We start from the raw sequence: 13852 nt of genomic DNA on the forward strand, positions 1-13852 counted from the left end.
TGCGTTCGCGCGACTTCTGACGAAATATTCTAACCCGCGGTAGCTGCTACTCGGCAGGTTCGGCCGAGGCCTCGTCGGGTGCGCCGGCGCGGCTCGCCATGATTCCGAGCGCGACGCCGCCGATCGCCAGGATCGGCAACAGCCGCTTGATCCCGACGGCGCGAACGATCTGGAGTCCGGTGGCGAGCAGCATGGGGTCCGCGAGCATGTTCGAGGCCGCCGACTTCGTGGCGCGCTCGGCTACGATATGAGCTTGCTTGCGCAGCTGCCGTTTGTAGACCCAATAGCTTACCGCCGCGGTCAGGGTCAGCAGAAAGAAAATGCCTGCACCGGCGAGGCAGGCCTGCACCGGACCATATTTGTTGAGCACCGAAATGAATGCCGCCGCGCACAGGAAGCAGGTGGTGATGAAGAGCGCGAACGCCGCGCCTGCTGCCAGCGAGGTCAGCCGCACGGTGGTGCCGGTGGATGCACTGATCCCGTCGATGATGCGCTGAAACATGGTCTTGCTCCTCAGATCCCCACAAGCCGGCACCGGCGGCGCCGCTGCGCCACCGTCTCGATACAAGTTCGCGACCTCAGCGGCGCCAGGCCGCGCCGATCAGGAAGCCGATGCCGAGCGCGAGCCCGACGGTCGCGAGCGGCCGCTGGCTGATCGCGTCCTCCAGCGTCTCCTCGATCGAGCCGTAGGCCTCCTGTGCGGCGTCCATCATCGCGCTGCCGCGCTCCGACATGTCGTCGATCGCGGAATCCACGTTCTCGCGCGCCTGGCGATAGCCGCGGCGGGCCTGCTTGCCGGAGGAGTTGGCAAAAGTATTGAGCGCGTCGGTGATCTGATCGGTGAGGGCGGCGATATCGCTTTTCACGGCTGCTACATCCTTCTCGAGGCGTTCTCGGGTGGCTTTGTCGGTCCAGTCTCTCATCCCGGCTTCGGCGTTGGTGGTGGACATCAGGGGCTCCGAGCTGTTGACGGTTGAGACAGCCGGGAAACGTTTCGTCGTCGGGTAAGTTCCGTTCACGGAAACCGCTCAGTCCTGCGGGAGCTGCGGCGAATCCTGCGGCAACAGATGCTCCTTCAGGATCAGGGCGACGATCAGCAGCGGCGACGACAGGAACGCGCCCATCGGGCCCCACAGCCAGGTCCAGAACGCCAGCGCCAGCAGCACCGCCAGCGCATTGAGCGCCAGCCGCCGGCCGATGATGGTGGGCGTAACGAAATGTCCCTCCAGGAAGGTGATGCCGCCAAAGGCGAGCGCCGCCATCAGGCCGCCGCTGACGGTCGGGAAGGTGACCAGTCCCACCACGACCAGAATGGCGAACATGGCGACCGGTCCGATGATCGGAATGAAATTGAGGGTGGCCGCGAGCGCGCCGAGGCCAGCCGGATTGGGCATTCCGGTGAGGGCGCAAACGAGGCCGGCGGCGACGCCGACGCCGACATTGATGAGGGTCACGGTCAAGAGATAGTTGCCGAGATGGACCTCGATCTCGTTGAGGATGCGAAGGGTGCGCAGCCGTGCCTCATGATCGCTGAAGGTCATGATCATCGCCCGTCGCAGGTCTCGCCAGCTGGCGATGAACAGGATCAGGGTGACGAAGAACAGCAGGAATTCGGTAAAGGTCGGTGACAGGAATTCGATCGTCGGCTGCACCCAGTCGAACTTCGGCATCTGGAAGCTTGGCAATCCCTCCGAGCCGCCGAGCATCATCTGCAGCTCTCGCCACAGCGCCAGCGGCCGGTCGAACACGTGGACTTTGTCTTTCAACTGCGCGCCGAGTTCGGGCAGGCGCGAGCTCCATTCCATCGCTGGCGAAGCAATGAGCGCTACGATGAACCCGACTACGGCGGTCACCGCGAACACGATCAGCGCGGCCGCGAGGCTCCGCGGCACTTTCCGTTTCTCCAGGAAGGTCGCTGCCGGCGAGAGCATCGTGCCGGTGACGAACGCCATCACGACCGGCAGGAAGAACGCCTTGCCGACATAGAGCACCGCGACGATGGCGATGAGGAGCAGTCCGGCGAGCGAGAGGGCGACGAGTTCGGTGCGGCGGATCACCGGCGGAAGTTCGCCGTGGCTCTCGGGAAGCGGAGTGCCTTCGCCGTTGCCGGAAGTCATACGTTCACTGGGAAGGACGCGCACAATACCTCTCCGGCACGGAGTCTTCGGTCCGCGCGCCCATGACGAGGGGAGAACGTCCAAGCACCCTCCGGGTTCCATCGCGGCTTCGTGAAGAAATGCTCGCTTGACTGTGACGTCGCTGCTGCATCGCTGCGCGGAACTTGTATCGGCTCGGCCGCGTTGATCGACACAGCGCATCACCCAGATGCGGGCATTCAACGGGGCAGCACATGACAAAGTTCTCTGCAGTCCGACGCCGCTTATCGCCGCGCCGCATCACCGCATTCGCCTTCGCAACCGCTTTGCTGGCAGTGCCGTTTGGCGCCGCAAGCGCACAGACGCTGGGCTACACCTATCCGCAGGATCAGGCCTACCCGCAGGGCCAGGGCTATTCGCAGGGCTATGCGAGCCCAGGCTATGCGAACCAAGGCTACGCAAGCCAAAACGCGCAGGCCGCCGACGAGGATGCCGCGCTACCCGATCGCCTGCGCAAGCAGATTGTCAGTTTCGACCGCAGCGAGCCGGCCGGTACCATCGTCATCGATACCAACAATACTTATCTCTACTACGTACTCGGCCAAGGCCGCGCCATCCGTTATGGCGTCGGCGTCGGGCGCGAAGGTTTCACCTGGTCGGGTGTGCAGAGCGTCAGCCGCAAGGCGGAGTGGCCGGACTGGCATCCGCCGGCCCAGATGATCGCGCGCCAACCCTATCTGCCTCGCTTCGTCGCTGGTGGCCCCGGCAATCCGCTCGGCGCGCGTGCGATGTATCTCGGATCGAGCGAATACCGCATCCATGGCACCAACGATCCCACGACGATCGGCAAGTTCGTTTCGTCCGGCTGCATCCGCATGACCAATGAGGACGTCACCGACCTGTTCAACCGCGTCAATGTCGGTGCAAAGGTCGTTGTGCTGCCGAAGAACGCGCCGCTGATGGCAAAAGGCGGGGATTCCGTGCGCAAGCGTCCGGCTGTGACGGCGCTGCCCTCGGGCCGGCAGGCGCTGAACATTTCGAATTCCGCCGTGAACTAAGTTGAGTGAGGTCACATGAAGAGACGTTCGATCGGCAAACTCGCCGGTGGCGTGGCGGCATTCGTCGCCGTTGCCTCCTTCGGCCTCGCGCTTACGCCATCTGCCCATGCGGAGGACTTTTTCTCGGCCCTGTTCGGCGGCTTCCGCGGGCGGGCGGCGCCCGAGATCCGCATGCCGTTCCAGACCGATGACGCGCCGCGCTACGACACGCCGCGCCAGCGGGCCTCCTATGGCGGCGGCACGGCCTATTGCGTGCGCGGCTGCGACGGACGGTATTTCCCGGCGCAGGGAAACGATTCCGAGAGCAAGGCGCAATCCTGCAAGAGCTTCTGCCCGGCCTCGGAGACCTCCCTGGTCTACGGTGGCAACATCGACGACGCGACGACGAACAAGGGGAAATCCTATTCCGACCTGCCGAACGCGTTCCGCTATCGCAATGAGATTGTCGCAGGCTGCACCTGCAACGGCAAGGATCCGGTCGGGCTCGCTCAGGTCAAGGTCGACGACGATCCCACCTTGCGCAAGGGGGACATCGTTGCGGGCGCCGACGGCTTGGTGGTCGCCAGCCGCAGTGCCAACGACCGCCGCGGCGTCGCGATGAATTTCTCCCCGCTGCCCGATTCGGTGCGCGCAAGATTCCGCCAGGTGCCGGTGGTGGCGAAGGAGTAGCGTCAACGTCGTCCTGGCGGAAGCCAGGACCCATTGCCCCAAATGCCGGTCTTGCCCCCACACGGCTGACCACCGGCCTGCCCCTTGCAGAGTGCGGTGGCTATGGGTCCTGGCTTTCGCCAGGACGACACCGAAGCCTGTGTGGCTCTAGATACCCGCCCTATGCCGCGCGGATCTTGCCGAGGAAGTCGCTGACCTCATGGCCGAGCTGGCGGCTTTGGTTCTCCAGCATCTCGGAGGCGTGCTTCACGTTGTCGGCGGCAGCGGCAGCAGCGTCCGCATCGGATTTGACGCCGGTGATGTTGTCCGAGACGTTCTTGGTGCCCTGCGCCGCAAACTGGGTGCTGCGGGTGATTTCTTGCGTGGCCGCTCCCTGCTCCTGCACGGCGGCGGCGATTGCGGTTGCGACCTCGTTCACTTCGCCGATGATGCCGCCGATGGTCTGGATCGCGCTGATGGCGTCGCCCGCGACCTTCTGGATGTCGGCGATCTGCTCGGAGATCTCCTCGGTCGCCTTGGCCGTCTGGCTCGCCAGCGACTTCACCTCGGAGGCGACCACGGCAAAGCCGCGACCGGCTTCGCCGGCGCGGGCCGCCTCGATCGTGGCGTTGAGCGCGAGCAAATTGGTCTGCTGCGCAATGGTGTTGATCAGACCGACGACCTCGCCGATGCGGCCGGCCGATTTCTGAAGTCCCTGCACCGTGCCGTCGGTCTCGCGCGCCTGGGTCACGGCGCGGCTGGCGATGCCTGCGGCATGCGCGGCCTGCTGGCTGATGTCGTTGATCGAGGCGCTGAGCTCTTCCGCGGCGGCGGCGACGCTGTCGACGCTCATAGAGGCGTCATTGGAGGCCTTGCCTGCGACCTGCACGCGGTCGTTGGTCTGCCGCGACACCGCGGAGAGATCGCCCGAGGTCTTGCGCATTTCGCCGGAGGCTTCGCTCAATTCGCCGAGCGTCTTGCGCACCGCGCCCTCGAACTCGCCGACATAGGTCTCGACCGCGCGCTGGCGCGCGGAGGCGCCCGCATTGCGTTCGCGCTCCTGCGCCTCGATCGTGAGCTTCTCGTTGGCCTGCTGCTTGAAGGTCTCCAGCGCGCCGGCAAGCGCGCCGATCTCGTCGTTGCGATCGAGATAGCCGCTGTCGACGGCAAGGTCGCCGCCAGCGACCTTCAGCATGGCGTCCCGAATGGTGTTGAGCGGAGTGATGACGCGGCGGCTGACCAGCATGATCGCGCCGACGGCAAGCCCCACGGCGAGCGCCAGCAGCGTCAGCTGCACGATCAGTGCGCGCTGTGCGGTGCCGCGCTGCTCCTGCGTGTGGATCTTGGCAGCATCGAGCGCACCTTCTGCCACTGCGACCGCACTCGCCATGCGGCCGACCGTGAGCGGGCTCCATTGGTTCGCCGTCATCTCGGGCTTCTCACCCTTGACCAGCGCGTCCGCGAGACGGTCGCGCAAGGCCAGATATTGCGGCTCGAAATAGGAGGTCTTGGCGGAGGCCATCGCGGAGGCGAGCCCCGCCGGCAACTGCACGCCGGACGTCGACAACTCCAGCGCCTTCCACATCGCGCTCGTGCCGCCGACATGTTGGGTATAGGCGTAGCGGCCTTCCGGCGTGACCTTGCCGGCGGCAAGCCCGGTCGAGACGATCAGCGACGCCTCGCCCGCGGTGTTGCGGAGCAACCAGGCGTTCTGCTTGATCGACAGGAGCTGGTCGATCGTGGCGTCCAGGTGATTGACCGTGGCTGCCAACGTGTTCGAGAGCTTGTCGAGCGTGTCGAGCAGGCCCTGCGTCGTCTCCATGTATTCCTTGGGCAGGCCGGCGCGGCGGTGGTCCTTCGGCTTGGCCACATCCTCCCAGAACTGCTTCTGCTCTTCGGTCAGCAATTTGAATAGACGCGCGAGCTCCGGCACCAGCGTACCCGATTGCGGAAAGTCCATGGCCGGCAGCAGCTCGATCGCGCGCGCCATGGCAGGCATTTGGGCATCGCGCAGGGCGCGCAGATATTTCTCGATCTCGCCGTCCATCGGCTCGGTCGCGTTCAGGAGGCGGACCGTGGTCGAGCGATCGGTGCGCAGATTGTGCATCGCCTTGAACAGATCGGCGGATGTGACGGCGATCTGCGAGATGCGGTTGGCGGTCTTCAGGCGATCCCAGGACTCGTAGGCGGTGAGCGAGAGTGCGATCACCACGCAGATCGATGTGATCGCGATCACCGCCTTCAGCAGCGCGGATACGGTCAGACGATTCAGCATCGAAGTCCCCAATTCCCATTACAAAGTTCGTGAAGTCGCCCCCGGCAACATCGGAAAAAGGGGCACGCAAGACCAGGCAATCGCATGCCGTTTGTGGCTCAGGGCCCAAACGGCGACTGCATCTGAAAGGAAAAGGGTAAAGTTTTAGGCAGGCCGACTGACGGTAGAAGTACGGAATTACTAGAAGTTGCAGAGGGTTGCCTCAATGGAACCGGCACGAGAGTTGTGCGTTAAGAGAGCGTCAGCAACTGCCTAAAAGGGGGGTCCTAGCAATGTTGGTCGGCGTCCTCGTCACCTTTCTCGTCGTCATTCTCGTACTTTACCTCATCAACATGCTGCCGATGGACGGCCGCGCCAAGCAGATCGCGCGGGTGGTCGTCATCATCATCGGCATCGTCTCGCTGCTGAAATATCTGGCAGTATTCTAGCCCGCTTCGTAGCCCGGGTGGAGCGCAGCGCAATCCGGGTCTTGCCCCAAGCGATAGCGGCCCCGGATTACGCTTCGCTCCATCCGGGCTACTGCGCGAACAAAAAAGCCCCGGCGCGAGCCGGGGCTTTCGGTGTTGACTGGCTGGGCTCAGCCGGTCGCCTTTTCAGCCAGCCGCTTTGGCCTCGCGGCGGCGGGCGGTGAGGATGTATTCGGTGTAGCCGTTGGGCTGCTCGCGCCCCTTGAAGATGAGGTCGCTCGCCGCCCTGAAGGCCGTGCCGTCGAAGGCGGGCGCCATCGGCTTGTAGACGGGATCGCCGGCGTTCTGCTTGTCGACCACGACCGCCATGCGCTTGAGCGATTCCATCACCTGCGCCTCGGTGATGACGCCCTGGTGCAGCCAGTTGGCCAAGTGCTGGCTGGAAATGCGCAGGGTGGCACGGTCTTCCATCAGGCCGACGTCGTGGATGTCAGGCACCTTGGAGCAGCCGACGCCCTGGTCGATCCAGCGCACGACATAGCCCAGGATGCCCTGGCAGTTGTTGTCGATCTCCTGCTTGACGTCGTCGGGCGCCCAGTTCGACTTCGACACCGGGATGGTGAGGATGTCCTCGAGCTTTGCGCGCGGGCCGGCCTTGGCGAGCTCTTGCTGGCGCGCGGCGACGTGGACCTGGTGGTAGTGCAGCGCGTGCAGCGTCGCGGCGGTCGGCGAGGGCACCCAGGCGGTGGTGGCACCGGCCTGCGGATGGGCGAGCTTCTGCGCCAGCATGTCCGCCATCTTGTCCGGCGCGGCCCACATGCCCTTGCCGATCTGGGCATGGCCGGGCAGGCCACAGATCAGGCCCATGTCGACATTCCAGTCCTCATAGGCCTTGATCCAGGCCTGCGCCTTCATCTCGTTCTTGCGGATCATCGGACCCGCCTCCATCGAGGTGTGGATCTCGTCGCCGGTGCGGTCGAGGAAGCCGGTGTTGATGAACATGATGCGCTTGGAGGCGCGCTGGATGCAGGCCTTGAGGTTGACGGTGGTGCGCCGCTCCTCGTCCATGATGCCGACCTTGAGCGTGTTCTCGGGCAGCGACAGCATCTTTTCGACGCGATCGAAGATCTCGCAGGTCAGCGACACCTCGTCGGGGCCGTGCATCTTCGGCTTGACGATATAGGCAGATCCGGTGCGGCTGTTCTTGACGTTGGAGTTGCCTTTCAAGTCATGCACGGCAAGAAGTCCGGAGACGGCGGCGTCGAGCAGGCCTTCCGGAATCTCCTCGCCCTTGTCGTCCAGCACCGCGTCGGTGAACATGTGGTGACCGCAATTGCGCATCAGCAGCAGGCTGCGGCCGTGCAATTTCACTTCGCCCTTGCCGTCAGGCGTCTTGTAGCTGCGGTCGGCATTGAGCGAGCGCGTCAGCGTCTTGCCGCCCTTCTCGAAATCGGCCGACAGCGTGCCGTTCATCAGGCCGAGCGTGTTGCGATAGACCAGCACCTTGTCCTCGGCATCGACGGCCGCGACCGAGTCTTCCATGTCGAGAATCGTGGAGACCGCGGACTCCATGACCATGTCCGCGACGCCGGCCGGATCGTCCTTGCCAATCGCGCTGCTGCGGTCGATCTTCACCTCGACATGCAGGCCGTTGTTGGCGAGCAGCACCGCGCTCGGTGCGGCCGCATCGCCCTGGAAGCCTGCGAATTGCGCGGCGTTCTTCAGCGCGGTGGCATTGCCGCTCTTCAGCTTCACCGCGAGCTGGCCCGCGACCACGCTATAGGCGGTGACGTCGGTGTGACTGCCGGTCGCCAGCGGCACCGCGGCATCGAGGAACGCTTTCGCTTTTGCGATGACCTTGTCGCCGCGTGCCTTGTTGTAGCCCTTGCCGCTCTCGGACGGATCGTGCGGGATCGCGTCGGTGCCGTAGAAGGCGTCATAGAGCGAGCCCCAGCGCGCATTCGCCGCGTTCAGCGCATAGCGTGCGTTGGTCAGGGGCACGACGAGCTGAGGGCCGCAGATCGTGCCGATCTCCTCGTCCACATTGGCGGTCTCGACCGTCTGCGTCGCCGGCTCCGGGACCAGATAGCCGATCTCCTTCAGGAAGGCGGTATAGGCGTTGAGGTCGAACGCCTTGCCCTTGTTGGCGCGGTGCCAGTCGTCGATCTTGGCCTGCAGCGTGTCGCGCTCCGCCAGCAGCGCGCGGTTCTTCGGGCCCAGCTCCTTGATGATGGCGGCGAGCCCGGCCCAGAACGCATCCGGCGCGATTCCCGTCTTCGGGGCCGCTTCCTTGGCGATGAAATCGAACAGGACGGGAGCGATCTTCAATCCGTGGGCGTCGACGCGTTTCATGATGGGCTTTCTCGTTGGAAATGGCTGTTTTTGGCTGCTTTTGATCCGACAGCAGCAAAATGCGCTCCAAGGAGCGGCTTTCAGGGCCCTATTAGCCCCAAAATCGGGGCCGTGAGAAGGCCCCCAAAAGTTGTCAAAATGTCAAGGCGGGGTGGGCGGCCGACGCACGGTGTCATTCCCCGCGAAGGCGGGGAATCCAGTACGCCGCGGCCTCTCGGCTGAATCACTGCTCTCGGTGGAATACTGGGTCGCCCGGTCAAGCCGGGCGACGACAGCGGGGCAGCAGCCCGGCTTCAAATATTCGCGGCGAGGTCCACGAGTTCGTCGAACAGCACGCCGGTCGTCTTGAGCATCTGTTCGATCTCGTCCGCCGCCTCGGCGACCGTCCGCGTCGAGGTATCGATCACGAGCTCAGCGGCTTGCGGCGTCTCGTAGTCGTTGAGAATGCCGGTGAACGACGCGAGCGTGCCGGCGCGGGCCTTCTTGTAGTGGCCCTTGGGGTCGCGCTCCTCGCAGATTCCCGCCGGCGTCGCGACGTGGATCTCGCGGAACGAAGTGTCGGCGATGCGGCGCGCGGTGGCGCGGTCCTCGCGGGCGGGCGAGACGGCGGCGACAATCGCGATGTGGCCGTTGCGGGCGAGATGCGTCGCGACTTCGGCGAGACGCCGGATGTTCTCGCTGCGATCAGCGGCCGAGAAGCCGAGATCGCTGTTGAGCCCGGCACGCAGCGTGTCGCCGTCGAGCAGGATCGGCGAGCCGCCATTGCTGAACAGCCGCCGCTCCAACGCTTTTGCGAGCGTCGACTTGCCGGAGGCGGGGAGGCCGGTGAGCCAGATCACGGCGCCGTTGTGACGATAGCGCGCGGAGCGTTCGTCGGGCCGCAGCGCCGATTCCACCGGCACGATGTCGACGGGCAGGGCGCGCTGGCCGGCATCGACCGACAGCACCAGACCGCCGCCGGCGATGCGCCCGGACACTTCGATCACGAGACGGCCGGTGCGCGGATTTTCCGTGTAGGGGTCGGTGGCAATCGGATTCGAAAGGGAAATGTCGATCTCGCCGACATGGTTGCGCCCGATCGCCTTGTTCTCGACGCTCGACAGCTCGCCGGGATCGACCGCCTTCTCGATTGCGACGACGGTGGCGCGGCTTTCCTTCGGTCCGCAGCGAACCAGGAGCTGGTCGCCCTTGGCCAGCGGCTTGTCGTGCAGCCAGAATATCCGCGCGCGCAGCCGTCGCGTCTCGCGCGGCGCGCTGCTGGTATGCGCGATGATATCGCCACGTTCGAGGAACAGCTCGCGGTCGAGCGTGATGCCGACCGAGCGGCCCGCACCCTGTCGGCCCGCGACCGGCGTCACCGGCCAGCTCTCGACCGTCTTGATCCTGGCGATCTTGCCGGCGGGCATGATCACGATTTCGTCGCCGGCAACCAGGCTGCCGGATTCGATCCGGCCCGCGACGATGCGGCGGTCGTCGAACTTGTAGATCGCCTGCACCGGCAGGCGCAGCGCCAAGGCTTCCAGCGGCCGCGCCGGCTCGAGCCTGTCGAGCGCTTCGACCACGGTGGGACCCTTGTACCAGCCAATGCGGTCGGTGCGCTCGGCGACGCCGTCACCGTCGCGGGCGGAAATCGGGATCACGGCCGTGGGCTTCACGCCAAGGCTCTGCAGATGCGCCGAGATCTCGTCGCTGATCGCCTTGAAGCGCTCGGCGGCGAAGTCGACGCGGTCCATCTTGTTGACGACGATCGCGACCTGCTTCACGCCGAGCAGATGCAGGAGATAGCCGTGCCGCCTCGTCTGGTCGCGCACGCCTTCAAGCGCGTCGATGATCAGCACCGCGCCGTCGGCCTGCGAGGCGCCGGTGATCATGTTGCGCAGGAATTCCGCGTGGCCGGGTGCGTCGATCAGCACGATGTCGCGCGAATTGGTGCGGAAGCGGATCTGCGTGGTGTCGATGGTGATGCCCTGGTCGCGCTCGGTCTGGAGTGCGTCGAGCAGGAACGACCATTCGAACGGCATACCGCGCCGCGCGCTGACGGCCTTGAGCATGTCGAGCTTGCCGTCGGGCAGGCTGCCGGTCTCGTGCAGCAGGCGGCCGACCAGCGTCGACTTGCCATGGTCGACATGGCCGACGATGACGATGCGGACCTGCGGACGCGTGGTGCCGTTCGGTGTGGCGGGCGATGCGGGGGTGACGATCATGTTCATACGACGCTCGCGTCCTTGATCAGAGATAGCCGGCGACGCGCAGGCGCTCGAAAGCGTCCTCGGTCTCGTGGTCGAGCGCGCGGCCGGAACGTTCCGGCACCTTGGTCTGCTCGAGCTCGATCAGGATCTCGTCGATAGTCGACGCGTTTGAGGCGACCGGGTTGGTGATGTCCTGATCACCCAGCGAGCGATAGCGCTTGCCGTTTTGCGACAGATACAGCGGGATGATCGGGATGTTCTCGCGCTTGGTGTAGGCCCAGATATCTGACTCGGTCCAATGCAGGATCGGATGAATGCGCAAATGCGCGCCTTGCGGCGGCGAGGCGTTGAAGTGATCCCAGAATTCCGGCGGCTGGTCACGCACGTCCCAATTGCCTTCGAGCCCACGCGGCGAGAACACGCGCTCCTTGGCGCGCGTCGCCTCCTCGTCGCGGCGAATGCCGGCGATCAGACCGTCGAAACCGTATTTGGCGAGTGCCATCTTGAGGCCCTCGGTCTTGCGCGCGGCGGAACGGGCGGCGGGCGGCAGCGTTGGGTCGACGGCATCAATCGGCGGGCAGGGCTCGACGCGCAGATCGAGATCCCATTCCTTGCCGTAGTGATCGCGGAAGCGATACATCTCCGGAAATTTCTTGCCGGTGTCGACATGGAGGGCCGGAAACGGCAGGCGGCCGAAGAACGCCTTGCGCGCCAGCCAGATCATGACGTTGGAGTCCTTGCCGAGCGACCACAGCAGGGCGATCTTCTTGAGGCGGCCGAAGGCTTCGCGGAAGATGTAGATGCTCTGGGCCTCGAGCTGGTCGAGATGGTCCATGCTCGGGGCAAGGTCAGCAGAAAATTCTTGCGTGTGCGCGCGCTCGGCCGCGGCCGGGCTGCTCAGCCCGCCAGCAGGGGAATTGTCCTTGAGAAGATGCATCTCTGCCACTTTGCGTTTGGAGGCGAAAATTCTATAGTTGCGGTGCAAGAGAGAAGAAAAAATTTTCTCTTTGCGCGCTCGAAACGACACATATATAGAAAATAATTCCAGTCAACCCCGGATGTGGGGGAAGCGAGTATCGTATGCGGTTCTTGCCCGTGTTCCTCGATCTCAAGGCCGGTCCGGTGGTCCTCATCGGCGCGGGTGAGCTTTTGCGCGCCAAGCTGCGCGTGCTCACTGCGGCCGGTGCGCGCATTCGCGTGCATGCGATCGACGGCAATCAGGACCTGGGTCTGAGCTCCGAGGACGCCGCGCGTATCGACATTGCGGCGGCCGATCCGCTGACCGCCGATCTCTCGGGAATCATCGCGGTCGTTTGCGCCGGCGCAGGCGATGTCGGCGTGGCGATGTCGGTCCGCGCCAAGGCGCTCGGCCTGCCCGTCAATGTCATGGACGATCTCGAGCATTCGAGCTTCATCTTCCCGGCGATCGTCGATCGCGGCGATGTCGTGGTCGCTATCGGCACTGGCGGCACGTCGCCGGTGGTGGCGCGGCGCGTGCGCGAGAAGATCGAGGCGCTGCTGCCGGCGCGCATCGGCGAACTCGCCGAGTTCATCGGCGGCTTCCGTAAATCCATCAACGAACGTATTGCCGAGTTTCCGCTGCGCCGCCGGTTCTGGGAGCGCGTCATCGACGGCCCGATCGGCGCCGCCGTTCTGGCCGGCCGCAAAGGCGAGGCGGACGCTGCGCTCAAGGCTATTGCCGATCCATCCGCGTTCGCGCGGGCCGACAAGCCGGAAGGCTCGGTCGCGCTGGTCGGCGCCGGTCCGGGGGATCCGGATTTGCTCACCATCAAGGCGCTGCGCGCGCTCCAGGATGCCGACATCGTCTTCCATGACGAGCTGGTCTCGCCTGAAATTCTCGACCGCATCCGCCGTGACACCACGCGCGTGCCGGTCGGCCGCCGCGTCGGCAAGCCCGGCATCGGGCAGGACGCCATCAACAAGCGCATGATCGAGGCCGCCCAATCCGGCCAGCGTGTGGTGCGGCTGAAGGGCGGCGATCCGTTCGTGTTCGGCCGCGGCGGCGAAGAAGTCGAAGCGTTGCGTGCCGCCGGCGTTGCCTATTCGATCATTCCCGGCATCACCGCAGGGCTCGGCGGTGCCGCCGATTTCGAGGTGCCGCTCACCTATCGGAACGAAGCGACCCGCATCACCTTCCTCACCGCGCACAAGGCGCGCGACGCGGAAGTCGTGGACTGGTCGACACTGACCGACGCCAGGATGACCGTCGTGGTCTACATGGGCATGACGGCTGCGCCGGCGATACGGGCCGGCCTCTTGGCCGCCGGTCGTTCGCCGGAGACGCCGGTCGGCGTGTTCGCCCGCGTCACGCGGCCCGATGCGCAAGGCGCGATCGGCACGCTGCGCGACCTGCCTGAGCTGGTCCGCCGGACCAACGGCGGTCCCGCCATTCTCATCATCGGCGATGTGGTCCGGCATGCCGGTTCGCTTCGTCGCCAAACCCCAAAACAAATCATCTCTGACCTATTGGATGCAGCCGAATGACCTCCCCGCTTGAACAGAAGAAGATCAAGATCGCCGGCCCCTCGGTCGTGACCGCCAACCGCACCTGGGACGGCATCGTGGTTTACCGCACCGCCGCCAAGAGCTGGTCCGCGGACTTGTCGGAAGCCGCGATCGTGCGCAACTCCGACGAGGCGAAAGCGTTGCTTGCGGAGTCCGTGGCCGATGACGTCGGCGCAATCGGTCCCTATATCGCGCCGGTGCAGGTCGGCGCGGACGGCAAGATCGAGCCCGGCAATCTGCGCGAACAGATCCGCCGCACCGGCGTGACCATCGGACAGCCGGTCCAGGTTTAAGGCATTCT

12 protein-coding genes are annotated in these 13852 nt (G+C 65.1%); 5 read left to right on the plus strand and 7 right to left on the minus strand.

The window, feature by feature from the left end; translation table 11 throughout:
- Positions 1 to 46: 46 nt before the first annotated feature.
- The 3 genes from AC0L3C_RS24470 to AC0L3C_RS24480 form a co-directional block, all read right to left on the minus strand.
- Positions 47 to 502, minus strand: a complete 456-nt coding sequence (locus tag AC0L3C_RS24470) for a hypothetical protein (RefSeq protein ID WP_473279379.1) — start codon at positions 500 to 502, stop codon at positions 47 to 49.
- 76 nt (positions 503 to 578) lie between these two features.
- On the minus strand, positions 579 to 950 hold the full coding sequence (locus AC0L3C_RS24475; protein ID WP_473264586.1) for an ElaB/YgaM/YqjD family protein: 372 nt from the start codon (positions 948 to 950) through the stop codon (positions 579 to 581).
- Positions 951 to 1028: 78 nt separating this feature from the next.
- Positions 1029 to 2141: an AI-2E family transporter gene (locus tag AC0L3C_RS24480; RefSeq protein ID WP_473279378.1), complete on the minus strand. Its 1113-nt coding sequence runs from the start codon at positions 2139 to 2141 to the stop codon at positions 1029 to 1031.
- 209 nt (positions 2142 to 2350) lie between these two features.
- Here AC0L3C_RS24480 and AC0L3C_RS24485 point away from each other — a divergent pair, with 209 nt between their 5' ends.
- Both AC0L3C_RS24485 and AC0L3C_RS24490 read left to right on the plus strand, forming a co-directional pair.
- Positions 2351 to 3154 carry a L,D-transpeptidase gene (locus AC0L3C_RS24485; protein WP_473264589.1) on the plus strand — a complete coding sequence of 268 codons (804 nt, stop codon included), beginning with the start codon at positions 2351 to 2353 and terminating at the stop codon, positions 3152 to 3154.
- Positions 3155 to 3169: 15 nt separating this feature from the next.
- On the plus strand, positions 3170 to 3823 hold the full coding sequence (locus AC0L3C_RS24490; RefSeq protein ID WP_473409161.1) for a DUF2865 domain-containing protein: 654 nt from the start codon (positions 3170 to 3172) through the stop codon (positions 3821 to 3823).
- A 160-nt stretch (positions 3824 to 3983) separates the two neighbouring features.
- Here AC0L3C_RS24490 and AC0L3C_RS24495 read toward each other — a convergent pair whose 3' ends face one another.
- A complete protein-coding gene (locus tag AC0L3C_RS24495; protein WP_473409162.1) occupies positions 3984 to 6077 on the minus strand; it encodes a methyl-accepting chemotaxis protein in 2094 nt (697 codons plus the stop codon).
- A 272-nt stretch (positions 6078 to 6349) separates the two neighbouring features.
- On the opposite strand from AC0L3C_RS24495, the gene AC0L3C_RS24500 reads away from it, so the two are divergent.
- Positions 6350 to 6505, plus strand: a complete 156-nt coding sequence (locus AC0L3C_RS24500) for a Thivi_2564 family membrane protein (RefSeq protein ID WP_007599832.1) — start codon at positions 6350 to 6352, stop codon at positions 6503 to 6505.
- Between the two features lie 165 nt (positions 6506 to 6670).
- Here the strand turns inward: AC0L3C_RS24500 and AC0L3C_RS24505 are convergent, their stop codons facing one another.
- The 3 genes from AC0L3C_RS24505 to cysD all read right to left on the minus strand — a co-directional run bounded on the left by AC0L3C_RS24505 (position 6671) and on the right by cysD (position 11860).
- Positions 6671 to 8836 carry a malate synthase G gene (locus AC0L3C_RS24505; protein ID WP_473264592.1) on the minus strand — a complete coding sequence of 722 codons (2166 nt, stop codon included), beginning with the start codon at positions 8834 to 8836 and terminating at the stop codon, positions 6671 to 6673.
- 293 nt (positions 8837 to 9129) lie between these two features.
- Positions 9130 to 11046, minus strand: a complete 1917-nt coding sequence (cysC, locus tag AC0L3C_RS24510; RefSeq protein WP_473264593.1) for an adenylyl-sulfate kinase — start codon at positions 11044 to 11046, stop codon at positions 9130 to 9132.
- Between the two features lie 19 nt (positions 11047 to 11065).
- On the minus strand, positions 11066 to 11860 hold the full coding sequence (cysD, locus tag AC0L3C_RS24515) for a sulfate adenylyltransferase subunit CysD (protein WP_026232781.1): 795 nt from the start codon (positions 11858 to 11860) through the stop codon (positions 11066 to 11068).
- A 245-nt stretch (positions 11861 to 12105) separates the two neighbouring features.
- Here cysD and cysG point away from each other — a divergent pair, with 245 nt between their 5' ends.
- Positions 12106 to 13530: a siroheme synthase CysG gene (cysG, locus tag AC0L3C_RS24520; protein WP_473409163.1), complete on the plus strand. Its 1425-nt coding sequence runs from the start codon at positions 12106 to 12108 to the stop codon at positions 13528 to 13530.
- A complete protein-coding gene (locus AC0L3C_RS24525) occupies positions 13527 to 13844 on the plus strand; it encodes a DUF2849 domain-containing protein (protein WP_007605455.1) in 318 nt (105 codons plus the stop codon). The genes cysG and AC0L3C_RS24525 overlap by 4 nt, the downstream gene beginning before the upstream one ends.
- The last annotated feature ends 8 nt before the right edge of the window (positions 13845 to 13852 follow it).

It is taken from the genome of Bradyrhizobium sp. WSM4872, assembly GCF_055811715.1.